The sequence below is a fragment of the Gottfriedia acidiceleris genome, assembly GCF_050457485.1.
Lineage (GTDB): Bacteria > Bacillota > Bacilli > Bacillales > Bacillaceae_G > Gottfriedia > Gottfriedia acidiceleris_D.
In genome coordinates, this window is the sequence record NZ_JBCMJM010000017.1 from 149,240 (window position 1) to 170,897 (window position 21,658).

At 34.5% G+C, this 21,658-nt stretch carries 23 protein-coding genes; 1 reads left to right on the forward strand and 22 read right to left on the reverse strand.

The window, feature by feature from the left end:
- Nucleotides 1-113 precede the first annotated feature (113 nt).
- The 22 genes from ABEY15_RS18415 to ABEY15_RS18520 form a co-directional block, all read right to left on the reverse strand.
- Entirely contained in the window at nucleotides 114-1,055 is a 942-nt protein-coding gene (locus tag ABEY15_RS18415) for a sugar-binding transcriptional regulator (RefSeq protein ID WP_429891576.1), read from the reverse strand.
- A 243-nt stretch (nucleotides 1,056-1,298) separates the two neighbouring features.
- Entirely contained in the window at nucleotides 1,299-1,928 is a 630-nt protein-coding gene (upp, locus tag ABEY15_RS18420; protein WP_025568588.1) for a uracil phosphoribosyltransferase, read from the reverse strand.
- A gap of 272 nt (nucleotides 1,929-2,200) precedes the next feature.
- Nucleotides 2,201-2,719: a DoxX family protein gene (locus ABEY15_RS18425; protein WP_429891577.1), complete on the reverse strand. Its 519-nt coding sequence runs from the start codon at nucleotides 2,717-2,719 to the stop codon at nucleotides 2,201-2,203.
- Nucleotides 2,720-2,930: 211 nt separating this feature from the next.
- On the reverse strand, nucleotides 2,931-4,172 hold the full coding sequence (gene glyA / locus ABEY15_RS18430; RefSeq protein WP_025672256.1) for a serine hydroxymethyltransferase: 1,242 nt from the start codon (nucleotides 4,170-4,172) through the stop codon (nucleotides 2,931-2,933).
- A 168-nt stretch (nucleotides 4,173-4,340) separates the two neighbouring features.
- Complete coding sequence (locus ABEY15_RS18435; protein WP_429891578.1) at nucleotides 4,341-4,907, reverse strand: TIGR01440 family protein; 567 nt, start codon at nucleotides 4,905-4,907, stop codon at nucleotides 4,341-4,343.
- An 83-nt stretch (nucleotides 4,908-4,990) separates the two neighbouring features.
- A complete protein-coding gene (gene rpiB / locus ABEY15_RS18440; RefSeq protein WP_025568584.1) occupies nucleotides 4,991-5,440 on the reverse strand; it encodes a ribose 5-phosphate isomerase B in 450 nt (149 codons plus the stop codon).
- A gap of 124 nt (nucleotides 5,441-5,564) precedes the next feature.
- Entirely contained in the window at nucleotides 5,565-6,005 is a 441-nt protein-coding gene (locus tag ABEY15_RS18445; RefSeq protein WP_429891579.1) for a low molecular weight protein arginine phosphatase, read from the reverse strand.
- Nucleotides 6,006-6,127: 122 nt separating this feature from the next.
- Nucleotides 6,128-6,685 carry a manganese efflux pump MntP family protein gene (locus ABEY15_RS18450; RefSeq protein WP_429891580.1) on the reverse strand — a complete coding sequence of 186 codons (558 nt, stop codon included), beginning with the start codon at nucleotides 6,683-6,685 and terminating at the stop codon, nucleotides 6,128-6,130.
- Between the two features lie 193 nt (nucleotides 6,686-6,878).
- Entirely contained in the window at nucleotides 6,879-7,925 is a 1,047-nt protein-coding gene (locus tag ABEY15_RS18455; RefSeq protein WP_429891581.1) for an L-threonylcarbamoyladenylate synthase, read from the reverse strand.
- A 106-nt stretch (nucleotides 7,926-8,031) separates the two neighbouring features.
- Nucleotides 8,032-8,490, reverse strand: coding sequence for a hypothetical protein (locus ABEY15_RS18460; protein ID WP_429891582.1), 459 nt, complete (start codon nucleotides 8,488-8,490; stop codon nucleotides 8,032-8,034).
- Nucleotides 8,491-8,548: 58 nt separating this feature from the next.
- A complete protein-coding gene (spoIIR, locus tag ABEY15_RS18465; protein WP_429891721.1) occupies nucleotides 8,549-9,292 on the reverse strand; it encodes a stage II sporulation protein R in 744 nt (247 codons plus the stop codon).
- 364 nt (nucleotides 9,293-9,656) lie between these two features.
- Nucleotides 9,657-10,514 (reverse strand): ATP-grasp domain-containing protein, encoded by an 858-nt coding sequence (locus ABEY15_RS18470; RefSeq protein ID WP_429891583.1) that lies wholly within the window; start codon nucleotides 10,512-10,514, stop codon nucleotides 9,657-9,659.
- Nucleotides 10,511-11,416: an ATP-grasp domain-containing protein gene (locus ABEY15_RS18475; RefSeq protein ID WP_429891584.1), complete on the reverse strand. Its 906-nt coding sequence runs from the start codon at nucleotides 11,414-11,416 to the stop codon at nucleotides 10,511-10,513. The genes ABEY15_RS18470 and ABEY15_RS18475 overlap by 4 nt, the downstream gene beginning before the upstream one ends.
- Before the next feature lie 137 nt (nucleotides 11,417-11,553).
- Nucleotides 11,554-12,414 (reverse strand): peptide chain release factor N(5)-glutamine methyltransferase, encoded by an 861-nt coding sequence (gene prmC, locus ABEY15_RS18480; RefSeq protein ID WP_429891585.1) that lies wholly within the window; start codon nucleotides 12,412-12,414, stop codon nucleotides 11,554-11,556.
- The gene (gene prfA, locus ABEY15_RS18485) at nucleotides 12,414-13,481 is read right to left on the reverse strand and encodes a peptide chain release factor 1 (RefSeq protein WP_429891586.1); all 1,068 of its coding nucleotides are present in this window, start codon (nucleotides 13,479-13,481) and stop codon (nucleotides 12,414-12,416) included. The genes prmC and prfA overlap by 1 nt, the downstream gene beginning before the upstream one ends.
- 242 nt (nucleotides 13,482-13,723) lie before the next feature.
- The gene (locus tag ABEY15_RS18490; protein ID WP_429891587.1) at nucleotides 13,724-14,338 is read right to left on the reverse strand and encodes a thymidine kinase; all 615 of its coding nucleotides are present in this window, start codon (nucleotides 14,336-14,338) and stop codon (nucleotides 13,724-13,726) included.
- 209 nt (nucleotides 14,339-14,547) lie between these two features.
- Nucleotides 14,548-14,793 carry a type B 50S ribosomal protein L31 gene (locus tag ABEY15_RS18495; protein ID WP_025671035.1) on the reverse strand — a complete coding sequence of 82 codons (246 nt, stop codon included), beginning with the start codon at nucleotides 14,791-14,793 and terminating at the stop codon, nucleotides 14,548-14,550.
- A 159-nt stretch (nucleotides 14,794-14,952) separates the two neighbouring features.
- Entirely contained in the window at nucleotides 14,953-16,227 is a 1,275-nt protein-coding gene (rho, locus tag ABEY15_RS18500; RefSeq protein ID WP_098859827.1) for a transcription termination factor Rho, read from the reverse strand.
- A 355-nt stretch (nucleotides 16,228-16,582) separates the two neighbouring features.
- The gene (glpX, locus tag ABEY15_RS18505) at nucleotides 16,583-17,548 is read right to left on the reverse strand and encodes a class II fructose-bisphosphatase (protein WP_331222970.1); all 966 of its coding nucleotides are present in this window, start codon (nucleotides 17,546-17,548) and stop codon (nucleotides 16,583-16,585) included.
- A gap of 68 nt (nucleotides 17,549-17,616) precedes the next feature.
- Nucleotides 17,617-18,915, reverse strand: a complete 1,299-nt coding sequence (locus ABEY15_RS18510; RefSeq protein WP_429891588.1) for a UDP-N-acetylglucosamine 1-carboxyvinyltransferase — start codon at nucleotides 18,913-18,915, stop codon at nucleotides 17,617-17,619.
- 438 nt (nucleotides 18,916-19,353) lie between these two features.
- Complete coding sequence (locus ABEY15_RS18515; RefSeq protein ID WP_069033722.1) at nucleotides 19,354-20,208, reverse strand: class II fructose-bisphosphate aldolase; 855 nt, start codon at nucleotides 20,206-20,208, stop codon at nucleotides 19,354-19,356.
- Between the two features lie 294 nt (nucleotides 20,209-20,502).
- The gene (locus ABEY15_RS18520) at nucleotides 20,503-20,880 is read right to left on the reverse strand and encodes a response regulator (protein WP_025671030.1); all 378 of its coding nucleotides are present in this window, start codon (nucleotides 20,878-20,880) and stop codon (nucleotides 20,503-20,505) included.
- 200 nt (nucleotides 20,881-21,080) lie between these two features.
- On the opposite strand from ABEY15_RS18520, the gene ABEY15_RS18525 reads away from it, so the two are divergent.
- Complete coding sequence (locus tag ABEY15_RS18525; RefSeq protein ID WP_429891589.1) at nucleotides 21,081-21,605, forward strand: DUF2529 family protein; 525 nt, start codon at nucleotides 21,081-21,083, stop codon at nucleotides 21,603-21,605.
- Nucleotides 21,606-21,658 lie beyond the last annotated feature (53 nt).

Sequence of the window (21,658 nt, forward strand, 5' to 3'; positions counted from 1 at the left end):
GTTCATGGATAATTTTTCCTATTAAATAAAAAAAAAGGCTGTCACCTAAGCCAGATTAACTGACACTAAAGACGCCTCCTTTTTAATTGTAAAAATATCTGATTTTCCCTTGCTTATTCCTGCTCTAGCAATCTTTTTGCAGTAAATTGATCGGTTATTAAAACGTTTGCATATTTACCCATTAATGCACCGTGAATAGCGTTTATTTTTCTTTCTCCGCCTGCAACTAAAATAGACTTTTCTTTACTTCTTAGCTCATCTAACTCAATTCCAATCGTTCTACGATCAAGCAGTTCAGAATAAATATTTCCTTCTTTATCAAAAAAGCGTGAGCAAATGTCTCCTACAGCAAATGTTTGTAAATCCGCCTCTTCCTTCTCGTTTAAGTAGCCAACTCTAAATAACAAGGCATCTTTTTTTACGGTTCCTACAGTAAAAATTGCGACATTTGATTGTTTTCCCAAATCGATTAATCGACCAATATGGCGATCTTCCTCAACCATTTGTTTTACTTGTGGATTATCAAATATTACTGGTAGTGGTAAATATCTTGGAACGGTGTTAAATGCTTCAGCAAACAAATTAACCGTTTCAGATGCATAAGTATTCGTTTTAGAGTAACTTACTCCACCGTTTAGCTGAATTACTTCTACACCCTTTACTTGTTTATTACTTAACTTCGTTGCAATATGATACATCGTTGTTCCCCAAGTTACCCCTACAACGTCACCATCATGGACTAAATCTACTAACACATCCGCAGCTTTTTTAGTGATTGTTTGCAAAACTTCATTGTAGTCATCAATTGGTGAATAGCAAACCTCTACAGATTGTAAATTATATTTCTTCTTTAACTCTCGGGCTAAATCTTGATTTCCTTCTAGGGGGTCAATAATTTCAATGCGTACATATCCCAATTCCTTTGCTTGTTGAAGTAATCTAGATACAGTTGGACGAGAGATTCCTAATTGTGTCGCGATCTCTTGTTGACTAAAGTCAGAATCATAGTATAGTCTTGCTGCATCTATTATTAATCTTTGTTTTTCGAGTGACATTCCCTAATCCCCTTTAACTTACCTATCTTTATTTCACGTTCAAATTTTTAATTATTATACCCCTTTTAATTTAAAGAAAACTCGCCGATTGGCGAGCCTTTAAGCGAAGACAGAGGCGTAGTTGCACTTATACTTAAATTCCTATAATTTGCAACTACGTCGAGTCCTCTTCATCTCTGCAAATTTATACTTTCTTAATGTGAAAAAAAGCTCTCCTATGCTAGGAAAGCTTTAAAAATGTAATTACTTTGTACCGAATAAACGATCTCCAGCGTCGCCAAGACCAGGAACAATATAACCATGATCGTTTAATTTTTCATCAAGGGCAGCTATGTAAATATCCACATCTGGGTGTGCTTTTTGTAAAACTTCAACACCTTCTGGAGCTGCAATTAAGCACATAAACTTAATATTTTTAGCACCTCGTGTTTTTAAAGAGTTGATCGCTTCAACTGCTGATCCACCTGTCGCAAGCATTGGATCAATCACAATGAAATCACGCTCTTCTACATCTGTAGGAAGTTTAACGTAATATTCAACCGGTTTTAATGTCTCAGGATCGCGGTATAATCCAACATGTCCAACTTTAGCTGCAGGAACTAATTGAAGGAATCCATCAACCATCCCTAAACCTGCACGTAAAATTGGTACAATTCCTAATTTTTTACCAGCAATAACTTTTGACTTTGCAATTGCTACTGGTGTTTCGATTTCCACTTCTTGTAGTGGTAGATCGCGTGTGATTTCGAATGCCATTAAACCTGCAACCTCATCAACTAGTGCACGAAATTCTTTTGTTCCAGTGTCTTTTTTACGAATTAAAGAAACTTTATGCTGAATTAACGGATGATCAAAAACGTATACTTTACTCACTTTTATCGCTCCTTGCAAATACTTATTAATTTATTATTCTTAAAAAGAATACCGAAAGCGGTTAAATAATTCAAGCCACATTATACAATCACTTAGAATTAATTTAGATCTTTTTTACAGTCAAACTTCAATATTTCCTTTTTTTACTAATCTAATTGCTATTTTGACCCATTTTGAATAAAAAACTCCTCTTCCTCATTATTAAAAGTCAGAGAAGTTTTTATTTAATACGCAAAGAGAGAACCAATTGGTTCCCTCTTAAGTGTGTATAGTTAAGATGCTTTACTTAAATTATGATCTGATACTTTTGGAGTGAAAGAATTTTTTCTATTAAAAAACTTGCGAATATAATGATCTAATCCGATACGTCCTGCATTTGTACCAGCAATTATAATAAAGATTCCTAATAATACCATTTGTGGATTTGTGCTAGTTGTACCACTAAACATAAATGCAAAGTTCATCATTAAACCAAAGAACATTGCTGTTTTTGTAAAACATCCAAGAATAAGTCCAAGTCCGATTGCGAATTCTCCAATAGGTACTAAAAAGTTAAATAAATCGATGTTTGGTATTGCAAAGTTTGTAAGGAAGTCTGCCCACCAGCCTTGAACAGCTGGATGTTCCCCTGAGGCACTTTTAACTGCAAATCCTAAAAATCCTGAAGCATCGAAACCACCAGCTGATAACTTACCCCATCCTGCATGAATCCACTCATAACCTAAATAAAGACGAATAATAGTTAAGAAACCAGATGCAATTTTATTAGTTCTTAAAAAATTAATAAACATAATTTTTTGCCTCCGTTTGGATATTTTTTAATTACTGTTTACATGAGTTATTGTACTCTATTTCCGATGACTAATGTGAAGTTTTTCACAAGTTTAAATGAACGTTTTGTGAACTTCATCACAAATTTTTTAAAAAAATAAAGCTATCTTTAGTATTACTGCACCTTCAATGTTGAAAATGCAGTGCTAAAGATAGCTTATACTTTATTTATTAAAATGTAGGATATAATTCGTATTTGCTTGATAAAGCATTAACTCGATTACGAGATGCTTCTAGTACTTCTTGGTTTTCGTGATTTTTTAATGTTTCAGCAATGATTGATGCAATTTCATCCATATCTTCTAAAGTAAATCCTCTTGAAGTTACAGCAGCTGTACCGATACGGATACCACTTGTTACAAACGGACTTGCTGGATCAAATGGGATTGTATTTTTGTTACATGTAATACCAACCTCATCTAATACGTGCTCAGCAACTTTACCAGTTAACTCTAATGAACGAACGTCAATTAAAATTAAGTGATTATCTGTGCCACCAGATACTAAATTTAAGCCGTGAGATTTTAAGCCTTCTGCTAAACGAGCAGCGTTATCGATGACCGCTTGTGCATACTTTTTAAAATCTTCTTGTAATGCTTCACCAAATGCTACAGCTTTCGCTGCAATTACGTGCATTAATGGTCCACCTTGAATTCCAGGGAAGATTGATTTATCAATTGCTTTTGCGAATTCTTCTTTACATAAAATCATACCACCACGTGGTCCACGTAATGTTTTATGAGTAGTTGTTGTAACAAAATCAGCAAATGGAACTGGATTTTGATGGAGACCAGTTGCTACTAAACCAGCGATATGTGCCATATCAACCATTAAGTAAGCTCCAACTTCATCTGCAATTTCTCTGAATTTTTTAAAGTCAATTGCTCTTGGATAAGCACTTGCACCAGCTACAATTAATTTAGGTTTGTGTGCTTTAGCTTTTTCTAATACATCTTCATAGTTAATTACTTGAGTTTCTGGATCTACTCCATACTCAACGAAGTTATACTGAACTCCACTGAAGTTTACTGGACTTCCGTGAGTTAAATGACCACCATGTGATAAATTCATACCTAATACTGTATCACCATGTTTTAAAATAGTGAAATAAACTGCCATATTCGCTTGAGCACCTGAATGAGGTTGAACATTTACGTGTTCTGCTCCGAAAATTTCTTTTGCACGGTCTCTTGCAATGTTTTCTGTGATATCAACATATTCACAACCGCCATAGTATCGTTTGCTTGGATATCCTTCAGCATATTTATTAGTTAATACTGAACCTTGGGCTTCCATTACTGCTTCGCTTACAAAGTTTTCAGAAGCAATTAACTCGATTTTAGTACGTTGTCTACCTAACTCTAACTGTATTGCCTCATACAATGATGGATCTTGCTTTTTTAAATTTTCCACAGTTATATCCCCCTTTTTATAAAACACGAACATTACTAGTATAAATTTGCTATATTATTCGATAAAACGACCGAATTCCTTTCTATTTTACCATGTTTTGCATTGAAAATGAAAGATATATCTTTCAAATAACTAACATTTAACTATTCTATTATAATAAAAAACGCTTTATTTCAAATCTTCATCTATTGAGTAAACTGCACGTGCTCCACCAATCAACTTTGGACGAGTCTTTGCCGCCGTTATATGAGCTTGTCCAACTTGTTTAATACTTGTTCTTAAAGGAACTGCTACGTGCTTTAAATGCATGCCGATTAAAGTATCGCCAATATCAATTCCTGCATCCGCTTTAATGTGTTCAACAATTACAGCATTATCTAAATGTCTAAATGCGAATGAAGCAAGAGCTCCTCCTGCAGTACGAACTGGTATCACAGTAACCTCGTCGAGTTGTAAATTTTTTGCCGTCTTTCTTTGAACAACTAATGCTCTGTTCAAATGTTCACAGCATTGAAACGCTAACTGTACTCCTGTTTCATCTTGAAAGTCCTTAATCTCATTAAATAAAGCTTCTGCTACTCCTATTGTTCCTGAAGTTCCAATTCTTTGTCCGCTAACCTCACTAGTGCTACATCCAATGACTAAAACATGGTCACTTGTAAAATTCACATGATCATTTAGCTCGTTTAATAATGATTTTATTTGCTCGCCAACTAACCTTAACTCTTCATTCATTTGTTTTACTCCTTTCGACTCATTATTAAAAAAGCCGATAATCTTCACATGATGTTTTGGATTAACGGCTTCTCGTTTAAGTTTTATAATTGATGATTTTTTTCGTAGTCTTTAATTTTATTTACTCGATTTTCATGTCGACCGCCTTCAAATTCAGTCGTTAACCATATTTTTGCAATGTCTCTCGCCAAACCAGGTCCGATTACTCGTTCCCCCATAGCTAGAATATTCGTATCATTATGTTCACGAGTTGCTTTTGCACTGAAAGTATCATGTACTAATGCACATCGAATTCCTTCAACTTTATTTGCGGCAATTGACATACCAATTCCTGTCCCACAAATTAATATTCCACGGTCTACTTCTCCATTTGCAACTTTTTGTGCAACTGGGAATGCATAATCTGGGTAGTCTACAGATGTACCACACTCACAACCATAATCTTCGTATTCAATACCCATTTCATCCATTAAATTCATGATTTCTTGACGAATATTTAATCCACCATGATCAGATGCTATTGCTACTTTCATTAGATAACCCCCGTATTGATCTCTTTGATTCAATTTTCTTTTGTATTGAATTAACTTCAATTTCTATCTTACACTATTATGTTCAGATTTAGGGCATCTAATTAACACCCAATCACTGTTTAAATTAATAATCGTTTTGTTTCTGTACAATCTGTTTTATCAACTCTTCTAATTCCGTCAAAGTATTTTCATAAATTGTTAATGACCCTCCATAAGGGTCAGAAATATCTTTAGCCTGACCGTTTATATATTCATAAAATGTAAAGATTCTATCCTTATATTGAGGAAACCTAGAAACTAACATTTGTTTATGGCTCAATGTCATTGATAAGACTTTCGAAGACCATTCCAAAAGGTCTTCATTTACTTGCTGCGAGGAATGATTTATTTCAATCCCTTTATATTTTAGTGCCAATATTGCATTTTGAGAGGCAGGGTCGCCTGACATAGCAAATACTCCAGCAGACTTGACCTGATAGAGCTCATTCCCATGATGTCTTAATAGTGCTTCTGCCATTGGGCTTCTACATGTATTTCCGGTACAAACAAATAATATATTTTCCATCTTAATACCTCACCCTCATTTATCTGAACGTTTTATTTAATCTATTTTACTAAAAAGTAAAAGGATGGGGCAATTGTCTCCAATTTTCTCCATCCTTAGCTCATATTCGCCATATGTATCTTTTAAGAAAAAAATAATAGTTTTATTCCGAAAATCAATAAGAATGAACCACCTAATAGTTCTCCAAATTTACCGAGTTCCTGTTCTACTCTTCTTCCTAAAAGTAATCCAGCCCAAGTTAAAATTGTACTAATAATACCAAATAGTAAAATGGTTAGCCAGGTTTTAGCACCGAATGTTCCTAAGCTAATTCCAACCGAAAAACTGTCCACGCTTACACTAAATGCAAAAAGAAGTAAACCTACTCCTGTCGGTGAATATTTATTTTCTTCTTTACCAAATAAAGTTGAATAAATCATGTGAAAGCCTATTCCCATTAATAAAAATCCGCCGAGTAATGCAGCAAATCGTCCCAGATTCTCGGATAACTCATATCCAATGATCATTCCTATTAAGGGCATTATTACATGAAAGAGACCGATTACAATTCCTATATTAATGATCTGTTTAAATTTTAGTTGTATAACTCCCATTCCTAAACCAACTGAGAATGCATCTAAACCTAGCGCAGATCCCATAATAGTTAATGTAACTAGTTCATTGATTAAAGAGCTACTCATGCTTTCCCCCCTAGGACTTGCTATTAAAAGATATGCACGTCCTACAAATCATATGAGGGAAATTAATAAAATTTTTCGGACTGTTGACAAACACTCGCTTTCTTCGTTGCTTCGCGCCTCGAAAGACAAGTGTTTGCAATCAGTCTGAAAATCAATTCTTAGGATATTTGTCTATATATAGACGCCCGTACGATTATTTTTCCTGTATCACCGAATGTCCACAAGCTTTCCACAGACGATTCATAATGGCAATTCCAATACCTTCATAAGGGAAAGTTTCGCAATAAATGATACAAACATGTTCTTCATTAAACTGACGAATGCAATCATATAATGCTGCAGCAACAGTTGATAAGTCACTACGTTTTCCACATGTAAGAACAACATCTGCTGCATCATATTTCGTTGCATTTTCTTCCGTCGTTAATATCCCTACTCTTTTACCTTCTGATTTGGAATTGTGTATAAGTTTGTGTATAAATTCAATACTTCCATTTACAAGATGCATTTGAGCATCTGGTGCATAATGTTTATATTTCATCCCGGGTGATTTTGGTGCTTCATTTTCCCTCATTGTTGCTGGATCTACTTCCACCGTAGGAATTATTTCTTTTATCATTTCTGGGGTAATACTACCTGGTCTTAATATTGTAAAAGTATCTTGGGAACAGTCAATAACCGTCGATTCCACTCCGACTCCTGTACTACCACCATCTACAATTCCTACAATTCGTCCATTTAAATCTTCAAATACATGCTTAGCAGAAGTTGGACTAGGCTTGCCTGAAGTATTTGCACTTGGCGCTGCTATTGGCAAATTACAAGCCTCAATTAACGCTAGAGCAACTGGATGATCAGGCATTCTTATTCCAACAGTGGATAACCCTGCCGTTACATATTTTGAAACATGTTTTTTACTTTTTAAAATTAACGTTAATGGACCTGGCCAAAAAGCATCCATTAGTTTTTTGGCATCTAAAGGAATTTCTTCAACTAGATTATTTAACTGTTCTTTGTTGGCAATATGTACAATAAGGGGATTATCACTTGGTCTACCTTTTGCTTGGAAGATTCGTTGTACCGCTTCATCTGAAAGAGCATTTGCTCCTAACCCATAAACTGTTTCTGTTGGAAAAGCGACAACTTGTCCTAACTGTAAATTTTTTGCTGCATCCACAATCTGTGGGTAAACTTCTTCTTTATTCACAGGATTATCCACATACCATATTTTCGTTTCCATACGTAGCACCTCTCTCTAGAGTGAATAATAGTGTATATTTTACAATTTTAGACATTATCCAAAGAATGAAAAGCAAGTTTTATCCACAAATTGTGGACAAAACTTGCTAATTTGTGGATAACTTTGTGTATAGTTCTTTTTGATAAACTAATACTTCTTCATTCGTAATAGTAGTTTGGTAATGCTTCATTTCTTTAATACTGTTCGAAACATTTTCCTGTTCGACTTGCCCAAAACCTAGTAAAAGGAATAGGTCTTGAACTACATGCTGTCTTGTTAATAAATATACTTTACTAATCATTTCATCTTTTAGTTTTTCAAGAACACTTTGTAAAAAGAGTACCATATGCTGTGAGTAAATGGTAGGTGCAACTACTAGTGATCTTAATAACGCTTCTTCTCCATCTTGTTCATATCCTATAACAGCTTGTGCTTTCCCAAACTCATCTTCCATTATGAAAAAAGATTCTTGTTGCTCCTCAAGTCCGTTTGTAGATAATCCTGCTTGTCCCAAGAATGAAAAAATTGTATCAAAATCTTCCTGAATCGCTGAACGTATTTTCATAAAAAAAACCTCCCTAGTATGCTTGTAATACTTTATGCACATAGGGAGACTGCTAGAACTAAAATAATTGCTTTAACATTTGTACAAAGAAACTCTCTACCTTAATATCATCTTTGCGTTCATCACCAGGTAGAGTGGAAGCCACAACCGCATCTTCACTGCTCTTGTCCTCAGTATCATCCTGTAAAGATGATTCATCGTTTTGTTTTGTTGCAATATTAGAATCATCATTGCTTAAACGTAATGCTTCTTGTTCTTTAAACTCTCTTTTTGGTTCATTATCGATTTTTGTTTCATTATCGATTTTTGTTTCATGATCTACCTTTTGTTGCGATTTTAGTGACTCTTTACTTAAAGTTGCATCACCGTTTGAAAAATCTAGGAAACATAATGGTGGGAACAATACGCACCACCAGTTTGCCCCTTGACCTGCACCAAGTTTAATTAAAACCGCTTCGTAATCACCAGCAGGATATAAGAAACTACCATATAATTTTGTAGGGAATTTAACTTTTTTAGAGTAAGTAATTGTAAATGATTGATTTGAGCCTTCTTCTTTAATAACACGTGCAACTGTTTTTTGTAAGTCTGGAATATGACTTTTAATAACCTTTTGTCCCTCTTCAAAAGTTGTTAAATCTTTTACCCAAGTATTAATTTGAGCATTAACTTCATCTCGAACTTTACGTTTAAGAGCTTGATCTTCACTAGAATCGCTATTTGCTAGAATTCGTAGTCTTACAGCTTTCTTAGGAATTACGACCATTTCATTACCTTTTGCATTTGTATCTCGAAGTGGCATTAACACTGATGAACTAATCAATAATATGATAAATAAAGAAATAATTTTATATGTTATTTTTGTTTTATTTTTAGTTTTCATTCTCTCCACCATCCCTCTAGGAACAGTGTAGACAATTTCATTTTTTCTTAAACACTAGTATTCTATTTTTTTTAATAGATTCTTTATTAAATTAGATAGTAAACGATGATTTCCAGTTCAGGCTACCCGTTTTCCGTTGTGCAGATGTTGGGCTCCTCATAGATAAAAAGGTTACCCTAACTGTTCTATTAACTATCAATTGAAAAGGAAAGTGTGAATTAAAATCAGGAAAAACCTTAAAAAGCTTTCTTTATTTCCTAGATATCTTTCAAATCTTTTTTCTCTAGCAGTTTATCTGCTTTTTAATATAATCCATAAACAACGAAACAATATCTATATCTGATACTGTATATAGTGTTCTACTTCCTACTACGTCCTCAATTTCATTTAGGATCAATTGGTTGTTTGCATCAAACATGAAGTCAATTCCCACGAAGTCGAAATCAAAGCGATCTACTATTTTCTGAATAAGTTCTTTTTCATTTTGGGAAAGTTCATAAAGCATTGCGCCTCCACCAAGAGAAAAATTCGCTCGAAAGTCTTTTTCTGAATATCTTAAAACAGCTGCAATAATTTCTTTACCGATAATGAAAACTCTTAAGTCCTTACCTAATTGTTCTGCAACGTTTTGAATTAATAGTTCATCAAAATTTGAGCTCTGTACAATATCCAGTAACTCTTCTTGATTATTTATAAAATATACTTCGCTTCCCCCTCTTCCTGTGCAATTCTTAAGCACACAAGGGAATTGGACTGTATCTAAGGATTTTGTAATCGTACTTTTTTTATAATAAAATGTGCCTAGCATTGGAATACCTAGACTAGAAAGCTTTTGGTGTGTTAAAAACTTGTGATTGGCCATCGTTGAAATCGCCTGGTTATTAAATGTTCTGATTCCCATTTCTTCAAAGTGGGAAGATAATATTTGTGATATGCTCCTCATGATTACAAAGGCCGGTTTGCTTAATTCTTTACCTTGATAGTAAAGTATATTAACACCATTTCGAATACCTATTACAATATCTTCTGTATATAGTAATTTTAACTCAAATCCATTTTCCAATGCTCCGCTTACTAGCCAGTCGATATACTTTCTGTTTCTTTCTGCATCTGCTTCGGAATAGATTAGCCAACCAATCATACGTTTTTCTCCAAGTCCCAGGTAATATAATCAATAATATATTTCGTTGTATCCACGTCTGTACATAGATAAATATTTTTGAAATGTGCGTTAGAGTTAACCTCACATATATATGTTTTTCCATCTTCTCCAAACAATAAGTCAATCCCTGCAAAATCTGCTCCTACTATTTCAGAGCATTTTAGTGCTAAATTGATTTGGTCTTCTGTCGGCTCATACTTATACATTTTTCCACCGTTTGTAACATTTGCACGAAAATCTGATTCTGATTTTCTTAATACTGCTGTTACTACTTGTTTACCTACTACTTGGATACGAATATCAGTCCCTCTACTTGATTCTATAAACTCTTGATAAATATGCGGTTTGTGCTTTAGTTCATCTACCTTCTTAAAAAAATCTTCGCTATTCTCAACTAAATAAACTTGTCTACCGAATGAACCAAATGACTCTTTTATTATTAAAGGAAAACCTAATTCCTGTATAACTTCATCGTAAAAATCATAGTTTGTTAAATCACAATTAGGGAATAATAGCGGAGCCGTAATTGTTTTTGGCATAGGTATATTAAAGTTAGATAACGCTTGAAAAGTTAAAGCCTTATCATCACAGACTTCTATCGTTCTCGCAGAATTATATAATTTTAGCCCCATATTTTCTAAATGCCTTGCTAAATGAACATCCTTGTCCCAAAAAATTACAAAATCAGGTTTCTCATTCGCGAATTTCCCTTTTAAAATCGCTTGACCCTTTTCGATTACTGGGATTAGTTCATAATGTTTAACTAAAGAAACGTCTATTCCTTTTGCGATTGCTGTATCTTGTAACCATTCGAAAAGTTCAGTAAATTTTGTAGCTGTAATATGACCATTAAATACAATCCAACCATTAAACTTTTTCATTCTAACTATCTTCTTTCGTAATGTTTTTGTTTTTTCTTGATTGAAATTTTCCTCATCTTTTACAACTTTAACACAAAAAAAAGAATCGTAATACATAGACTTTTTCTAGTCAATATCATTACGATTCACTATTTAAATTAGCCATTTACCATATAAACCATACGGTCTTTACCATTAATATCGAAAACAACTTCAACATTTGAGTTCGGATAAGCTTTCCTTAAAATGTCTGCAACCTGTTCACCTTGATTGACACCTACTTCAAATGCAACCAGTGATTTTTCTTTTAATACTTTAGGCAAGTCATTTGCAAAACGACGGTAAAAATCTAGACCATCTTCGCCACCAACTAAAGCACGGTATGGTTCATGTTCCTTAACTACTTCATCTAAACCCAACCAATCCTCATGTGGAATATACGGCGGATTTGATACAACAATATCAACTTTCTTGTTTTCTTCAATAAAGTAATTCAGTAAATCATTGTGTATAAAGTGGACATTTGCCTGTAACTCTTTTGCATTTTGTTTAGCAACTTGGATCGATTCTTCTGCAATATCAACTGTATGAACTATTAGTTGTTTATTTTCAAGCGCAAGTGAGATTGCAATTGCCCCACTGCCTGTTCCAACATCTACTAGTTCAAGTTGTTCTGTATTTTTCCAATTCTTTTGAATACGATGCAGTACCCCTTCCACTAACTCCTCTGTTTCTGGTCTTGGAATTAGTACTTCTTCATTAACGAAGAACTTTCGGCCATAAAAGTATTCATAGCCTATTAAATATTGGATTGGTTGGCCATCTATGTGCTTATGAACCAATTCTTTAAACTCCATCCAATGATTCTCTTCTAAGTCTTCTCTCATATTTAGCAATAATTCTGTTCGATTGTAATCCAATATATGTTTTAATACAATTTCACCCACATTTTCATCACGACCGTGTTCTTGTAAAAAAGAAGAAGCCCATTTTAGGGCTTCATATATCTTTGTTGTCATTATTGACTTTGTTCCATGCGTTTTGCTTGATCATCCATAATTAACGCATTAATAATTTCGTCGATTTTACCTTCAACGATTTGATCAAGCTTTTGAATTGTTAATCCAATTCGGTGGTCAGTTACACGGTTTTGTGGGTAGTTATAAGTACGGATACGTTCAGAACGGTCACCTGTACCTACAGCTTGCTTACGATTTTGATCGTATTCTGCTTGTACTTCTCTTTGGAATTTATCATAAACCCTAGCGCGAAGAACCTTCATCGCTTTTTCTTTATTCTTAATTTGTGATTTTTCATCCTGACATGATACAACAGTATTTGTTGGAATATGAGTTAAACGCACTGCAGACATCGTTGTATTTACTGATTGACCACCAGGACCACTTGAAGCAAATGTATCTACACGAATGTCTTTTTCATGAATTTCAATTTCAACTTCTTCAGCTTCTGGTAAAACTGCTACTGTTGCAGTTGAAGTATGAATTCGTCCACCTGATTCTGTTTCAGGAACACGTTGAACACGGTGTGCACCATTTTCAAATTTTAGTTTTGAATATGCACCTTTACCATTGATCATAAAGATAACCTCTTTAAAGCCACCTAGCTCTGTATAGTTACCTTCAATGATTTCTGTTTTCCATCCGTTAACCTCGGCAAAACGGCTGTACATACGGTATAACGTAGCAGCAAATAATGCAGCTTCGTCTCCGCCGGCAGCACCACGAATCTCAACGATAACGTTTTTATCATCGTTAGGATCTTTTGGAATTAAAAGGATTTTTAATCGTTCTTCTAGATCCTTTGACTCGTTTTCCAAATCATTTAATTCTTCTTTAACCATTTCGCGCATATCAGCATCAAGTTTCTCTTCAAGCATAGCTTTTGCATCTTTAATTTGCTCTTTAACTGATGTGTATTGACGGTATACATCAACTGTTTCTTGTATGTCTGATTGTTCTTTTGAGTATTCACGTAACTTTTTTGAATCGTTTATAATTTCCGGGTCACTAAGTAAATCGTTTAATCTATCATAGCGATCCTCTACAGCTTGTAATCGATCAAACATAATTTTCACCTCGACATTTTCGTCTTAAATAGTTTCTAAATATATATCGAAAAAAAGCGATTCTAAATCGCTTCTTTAATTCTAAATTCTAAGGTAAAAGCGCCAATAACACTTTATCCACAATTATTATTGTCCAGTTCCGAAAGCTAGCTCTCCGATAATAATCCATTCAGAGCTGGGCGAGCTTTCTCCACATTTCTTAGTATATGGTCTTAATAGCTAATTTTCAACCTACTGTAAAATTAATCGTTCTGACTTTGAAGTGCTGGTTGAATTGTTTTCGTTGGTACTTCATGGCAGTGACGACATCTTGGTTCGTACGATTCAGATGCACCTACTAAAATAATAGGGTCTTCAAATAAAGCAGGTTTACCATTTATTAATCTTTGCGTTCTACTTGCAGGTGATCCGCATGAAGCACAAACTGCATTTAGTTTTGTTACATGTTCTGCAATTGATAATATTTCAGGTACTTTACCAAATGGTAATCCTCTAAAATCCTGGTCTAAACCTGCACAAATCACACGTTTCCCAGAGTTAGCAAGTTGTTGAACTACCATAACTATTTCATCGTCAAAGAATTGAATCTCGTCAATTGCAACTACTTCAACTTCTTCTGTAACGTATTTAAGAATATGTGATGAGTGTGTTACTGCATAAGCAGGTACTTTCATACCTGTGTGAGACACCACTTCTACTTCACTGTATCGATTATCAATTGATGGCTTGAATGTCACACAGCTTTGCTTAGCAAACTGCGTACGACGAACTCGGCGAATTAATTCCTCTGATTTTCCAGAAAACATACTTCCGCAAATCATTTCAATCCATCCATTTTTTTTCATCATAAAGAACATTATGTGTCTCACCTTTCTATATCAGTACAAAGACTATTTTATTATTTATTTTAAACGCCGGTTAATTCAGCAGTATTTATAATTCGTGTAAGTATCTTGAGTATTTATATAAAAATTCACTAAATTGAATTAGAGTTATATGTTATTTGACTATAAATGCGTAAAAAAAGCAGGCAAAGTAGCAATAACTCGCCTGCTTTTCATCAATATTACTTAAGGCCGTATTTTTTGTTGAAACGTTCAACACGTCCTGCAGCGTTAGCAAATTTCTGACGTCCAGTGTAGAATGGGTGAGAATCAGAAGAAACCTCAACTTTGATTAAAGGGTAAGTTTCGCCATCTTCCCATTCGATTGTTTCGTTAGAATATTTTGTTGATCCGCTTAAGAATTTGAAACCAGTGTTAATATCCATAAACACTACTTTCTTGTAATTAGGATGAATATTCGCTTTCATGTTTTTCATCTCCTTCCGCCCTGAAATCCTTGAAATCAGAGTTATAAGAAACCATGTGTATACCACATAATTTACATTTCACATACAAATGAAATTATAGCAACTAACCCGGGAGAATGCAACCCACTATTTCTCTATCAGATTGCTTATATCTTCCAACTATTTATTAGAGACTGGCGTTTTTCTACTTTCCTCAGTCATCGTATTGAAGAAATCTTCATTTGTTTTCGTTTGACGAAGCATTCTGAAATAACGTTCAACAAAGTCTGGAATATCAGACATTGTTTTTCGCATTAACCATAGCTTGTCCAGATGATCTTTTGGTATTAATAGATCTTCCTTACGTGTTCCAGAACGACGAATGTCAATTGCTGGGAAGATACGACGTTCAGCTAATGAACGATCTAAGTGAAGCTCCATATTACCTGTACCTTTAAATTCCTCATAAATAACATCATCCATACGTGAGCCAGTGTCGATTAGAGCTGTTGCTAAAATCGTTAAACTTCCACCTTCTTCGATATTACGTGCAGCACCGAAGAAACGTTTTGGTCTATGGAATGCAGCAGGATCAATACCACCTGATAATGTACGACCACTTGGTGGAATAACTAAATTATACGCACGAGCAAGCCTAGTAATACTATCCATTAAAATAATTACATCTTTCTTGTGCTCTACTAGTCTCATAGCGCGCTCTAATACTAATTCAGCAACCTTTATATGACTATCAGGAGTTTCGTCGAAAGTCGAACTTACAACATCTCCTTTTACAGAACGTTCAATGTCCGTTACTTCTTCTGGTCGCTCATCGATTAACAATACAATTAGTTCAGCTTCTGGGTGATTTGTTGTGATGCTATTTGCAATTTCTTTTAATAACTCTGTCTTACCGGCTTTTGGAGGGGCAACAATTAAACCACGTTGACCAAATCCTACTGGGGAGATCATATCAATAATTCTTGTAGAAAACTTAGCAGGAGATGTTTCAAGCTTCATTTGTCTATTTGGATATAATGCAGTTAATCCCGGGAAGTGAACACGTTCTTTAGCATTTTCAGGATTATCTCCATTGACTGCTTCTACTTGAAGTAGACCAAAGTATCTTTCATTTTCCTTCGGTGGACGTACTTTTCCAGAAACCTTATCACCATTTCGCATATCAAAACGACGAATTTGAGATGCAGAAATATAAATATCTTCTGAACTAGGTGAATAATTAATTGGACGTAAGAATCCATATCCTTCTGAAGGGATAATTTCTAGTACACCTTCCATGAACATTAATCCATCTTTTTCCGCTTGCGCTTTAAGGATTGCAAAAATAAGTTCTTTTTTCGTTAATTTACTGTAATACGAAATTTTCATTACCTTTGCGTGTTCATACAAATCTTTTAATTTCATGTTTTCTAATGCAGAGATTGTTAAACTCATATAACACCACTCTTTACTTTTATTCGTTCAAATTAGGGTTTTCTTAATTCGGAAGGTTATTTAGAAGGTTTTTTGAAGGAAACTTACATAAAGTATTACTCTTTAGTGTAACCTTTTCCCCTAAAAATATTCTAAGTAATTAGAATTAATAGGTTTACTATCTATTGAGATTATAATTCGAAAGAGTTTTTTATGCCAACTATTTTTCGACTAAACTATTTAATGACTCTTCCCCTTGGTAAATAAAGGAAAGAGTCATTATTCTACTAAATTAATATCTAGATTCCGATTTCGTTAACAAAGAATTTTGATTCATTATTAACCCTCATCAAAACCAAGCTTTTAAGCTGTTTGATTATTTAATAACTAGGTTTGGTTTTTTGTTTAGACTGTGACGTCCATCTACAAAACGAACAGTTCCTGATTTAGCACGCATAACTAATGATTGCGTAGAACCTACATTCCCTTTGTATTGTACACCTTTTAGTAATTCTCCATCAGTTACACCAGTAGCGGCAAAAATTGCGTCGTCACCCTTAACTAAATCGTCCATATATAATACACGGTTTGGATCTTCTATACCCATGCGTTTGCAACGTTCGATCTCTTCTTCATTTTGAGGTAATAACTTCCCTTGAAGTTCTCCACCTAAGCATTTTAAAGCAACTGCAGCGATAACTCCTTCTGGCGCTCCACCACTTCCAAATAAAATGTCAACACCTGTGTGATCAAAAGCTGTGTTAATTGCACCCGCAACATCACCATCGTTAATCAGTTTAATTCGAGCACCTGCTGAGCGAATTTCTTCAATTAACTTCGCATGACGTTCTCTATTTAATACTGTTGCAACGACTTCATTAATATTTTTTCCTTTTGCTTTTGCTACAGCTGTTAAGTTCTCAAGAACAGATGCATTGATATCGACTTTACCAACCGCTTCAGGTCCTACTGCAAGTTTCTCCATGTACATATCAGGAGCATGCAATAAATTGCCATGGTCAGCAATCGCAATAACTGCTAAAGCATTCCATCCACCAGATGCTACGATATTTGTTCCTTCAAGTGGGTCAACTGCTACGTCCACTCGTGGACCATAGCCATTACCAAGTTTCTCACCGATATAAAGCATTGGAGCCTCGTCCATTTCGCCTTCTCCAATTACAACTGTTCCCTTCATAGGAATCGTATCAAATACGTCACGCATTGCTGTTGTAGCAGCATCATCTGCTTCATCCTTTTTACCTAAACCCATCCATTTTGCAGATGCTAGCGCTGCTGCCTCAGTAACACGTACTAACTCCATTGATAAACTTCTTTCCATTCAAAACTCCCCCTTTGATGTAAATGAAAACTATCTAAATTATGTTATGAGTATGTGAACACCCAATCTTACGCATTTTTTAATTGTTCAACTTCTTGCTTGGTTAGCTGAACACGCCAAACATTAGCTCCTAATCCTAAAAGCTTTTCAACTAAATCTTCATATCCTCTGTCAACATGCTCTAATCCAGTTAGTTCTGTTTTACCTTCTGCAATTAGGCCTGCTATAACTAACGCTGCTCCAGCACGTAAATCACTTGCTTTTACACGGCCGCCTTGTAACTGTGAAGGACCGGAAATTATAGCCGTACTACCCTCGACCTTAATCGTTGCACTCATTCTTCTAAGCTCATCAATATGCTTAAATCTTGCACCATAAATTGTATCAGTTATAACGGCTGTCCCATTTGCCTTCGTTAACAGCACAGAAAACGGTTGCTGTAAGTCAGTTGGAAACCCTGGATAAACTAAAGTTTTGATATCTACTGATTTTAGTTCTTTATTTGAGCCTGAAACGATAATTTGATCGTCATTCGTATCAATATCTATATTCATTTCTCTCATTTTCGCTATAAGCGATTCCAAATGGTGAGGAATAACATTATCAACAATAACCTTGTCCCCTTCTTGCACAGTTGCAGCAGCTAATATTGTATAAGTTCCTGCTTCAATGCGATCAGGGATAATTGTATGTGTACAGCCAGATAGTGATTCTACTCCATCAATTCGAATTACATCAGTACCAGCACCTTTAATTTTAGCACCCATACTTGTTAATAAAGTAGCTACATCAACAATCTCAGGCTCTTTTGCAGCGTTTTCAATAACAGTTCTACCATTTGCTAAAACCGCTGCTAACATGATATTAATCGTTGCACCAACACTCACTACATCTAAGTATATACGTGCACCTTTTAGTTCTTCTGCCCTTAAATAGATTGCACCTTGCTCATTTGTTACTTTTGCACCTAGTGCTTCAAAACCTTTTATATGTTGATCAATAGGTCTTGGTCCGAGGTAACAGCCCCCTGGTAAGCCTATAACCGCTTGCTTAAATCTACCTAACATTGCACCCATTAAATAATAAGACGCTCGCAATTTTTTTACCTTCCCACTTGGAAGTGGCATTGCAACCATATTTGTTGGATCAATCATTATTTTTTCATCAGATACTTCTACTTGACCACCTATTTCCTCTAAAAGGTCACATAGTGTTTGAACATCCGAAATAGAAGGAACTCCTTCAAGTGCTACAGGTGAGCTTGCTAAGATAGTTGCTGGGATTAAAGCCACAGCACTATTTTTGGCACCGCTAACACGAATTGTCCCTTTTAAAGGTATACCGCCTTCTAATACAAGCTTTTCCATAGTATACTCCCTTCTAAATGAGCAGAAGAAAATAGTAGAGAAGTATAGTTTTTGAACTTCTCAACTGTCGAATAGTTTCTACTTATTTTCTCCAAAATTCTACTTCTCTAATCTTAGTTTATACGAGAGCCACAGTCTAATATAAAGACTTTTGCTTCGGATTGGTTAATTACAATATCTTGAATTTCAATAAAAATTCAGTAAAACCTTTAAATAAATTTTAATTAGTTAATAAAGTAGAAATAGATATTTGGTAAATTCTTAACTAGACCTATACTAATTCTAATCATTATTAGCTTATATCTTCAAGTCTAAATGAAAAAACATATAAATTTATTTCTAAAAACGGCTTTGTTAAACAAGAAAACCGTCTAAACATAATTTAGACGGCTTAATTTATTATAATATATCATATTTTAAGCTAAAAAACTTAAAATATTACGCTTTGTTGCTAGTACCGAACTCACGGATTTTACCAGCTACTGTTGCGATAATTGCTTCGCGACCTGGTCCAAGAACTTTACGTGGATCGTATTGTTTTTGATCATTTGCAACAAATTCACGAACAGCTTTATTGAAAGCAATTTGGTTCTCAGTATTTACGTTAATTTTTGCAGTTCCACGAGCGATTGCTTTTTGAATTTGTTCAGTTGGGATTCCAGTTCCACCGTGTAAAACTAATGGTACATTAGTCTCGTTACCGATTTGTTCCATTTCGTCGAAACCTAATTTCGGTTCACCTTTGTATGGTCCATGAACAGAACCTAAAGCTGGAGCTAAGCAATCAATGCCAGTACGCTCAACTAGTTCTTTACACTCTGCTGGGTCAGCATAAATAATGTCTCCAACAACGTGATCTTCTTGTCCACCAACAGTTCCTAATTCAGCTTCTACAGATACACCATGAGAGTGAGCGTAGTCTACAACTTTTTTAGTTGTTTCAACGTTTTGCTCAAATGGATCATGAGAAGCATCAATCATAACTGAAGTAAATCCAGCGTCAATTGCAGCTTTACATGCTTCGAAGCTTGAACCGTGATCAAGATGAATTGCTACAGGTACAGTAATTTTTAAATCAATTAATAAACCTTCTACCATCTTTACAACAGTATTAAATCCACCCATGTATTTAGCTGCACCTTCAGAAACACCAAGAATTACAGGTGATTGTTCTTTTTCAGCTGCAGTAAGAATAGCAAAAGTCCACTCTAAGTTATTAATATTGTATTGACCAACAGCGTATTTACCTTCTTTTGCTTTATTAAGCATTTCAGTCATAGATACTAAAGGCATTTTAAGCCCTCCTTATATACTCTTTTATGAAAATTAATCTGCACCCATAATTTTACTAACAAGAATATAATGCTACAAATTGTTCTTTATTATGTAAATTATAAGGTATTTATATCACAACATAAGAATACAAAAAATGAAATGAAAACACAACAAATATCATCTAATGTTCGTATTATCGTAACATTTTAGACAATTAAACAATATTTCTACCGGTTTTATCCGTTATTTCCGAAAACGCTTTCAATTAATGGGTAAAAATAAAAGCAGATGGTCCGCTACCCATCTGCTATTTTACTGCTGAGATTGTGGTTGTGAAGTATGCTCTCTAACAACCTTTTTAATTTCATCAATATCAAATGGTTTTGGAAAATATTGTAGTGCTCCTAATTTTTTAGCTTCTTCAATAATATCGAGTTCACCATAAGCCGTCATCAAAATAACTTTAATATCTTTATTAATTTCTTTGATTCGCTTTAGAATCTCCACTCCGTCCATACCTGGTATTTTCATATCAAGAATAACTAAGTCGGGACAATCCTTCACTACAATATCAATTGCTTGAAAACCATTAGCTGCCTGAAATACCTCATAGCCTTCTTTTTTGAAAATTTCGTGTAAAAGCAAACGAATTCCGTACTGATCGTCTACTATAAGTAATTTACTTCCCAAAAATAGTACCACCTTTCTAAACCAGATAACCTTGCTTAAAAAAATACAAATTCCCCTAAATTTTTACATTCTACTTAAAAACCTTTTTTCCTGCATACGTTTGAAAAATATACAAAAAATTACTTTTTAAAATTTTTTGTATCTATCTAAATTACAGTATAATGGTTAGACCATACTTTTATAAGAGGGAGTATTATTTAATGTTAAAAATTTTTTCGACACAATTGAATGGAGTTTTTCAAAAAATAGTTAAGCATGAGGAAGTATTTGAAGATGCTTCACGCTTCCTAGCACAGGCAGTTATAGGAGAAGGATGCGTTTATGTTCATGGTACAAAAGAATTTGCTGGTATTGTTTCAGAAATAACTGATGGAGCAGAACAAAACGACTCAATTAAACCTTTATTGATTAACGGCGAAATTCAGTCATTATCTCCAGTAGATCGAGTACTTTTATTTACAAGACAGACGGATGATCAAGAAGCTATTCTTCTTGCTAAGAAACTATCAGAATCAAACATTGGATTAGTGATCGTCTCTACTACAATCAATGGAGAAGACCATTTATCAGAACTAGCTGATGTATTTATTAACTATGAGTTAACAAGAAAGCTTGTTCCAACTGATGAAGGAGACCGAATCTGTTTACCTACTCTACTTACAGGACTATTTATTTATCACTGCTTACTACTTACTATGAGTGAAATCCTATCAGATTTCGACTAAAAAATAATTCTAAAATAACAAAAACACCCAACATGATTTTTATAAAATCTGCT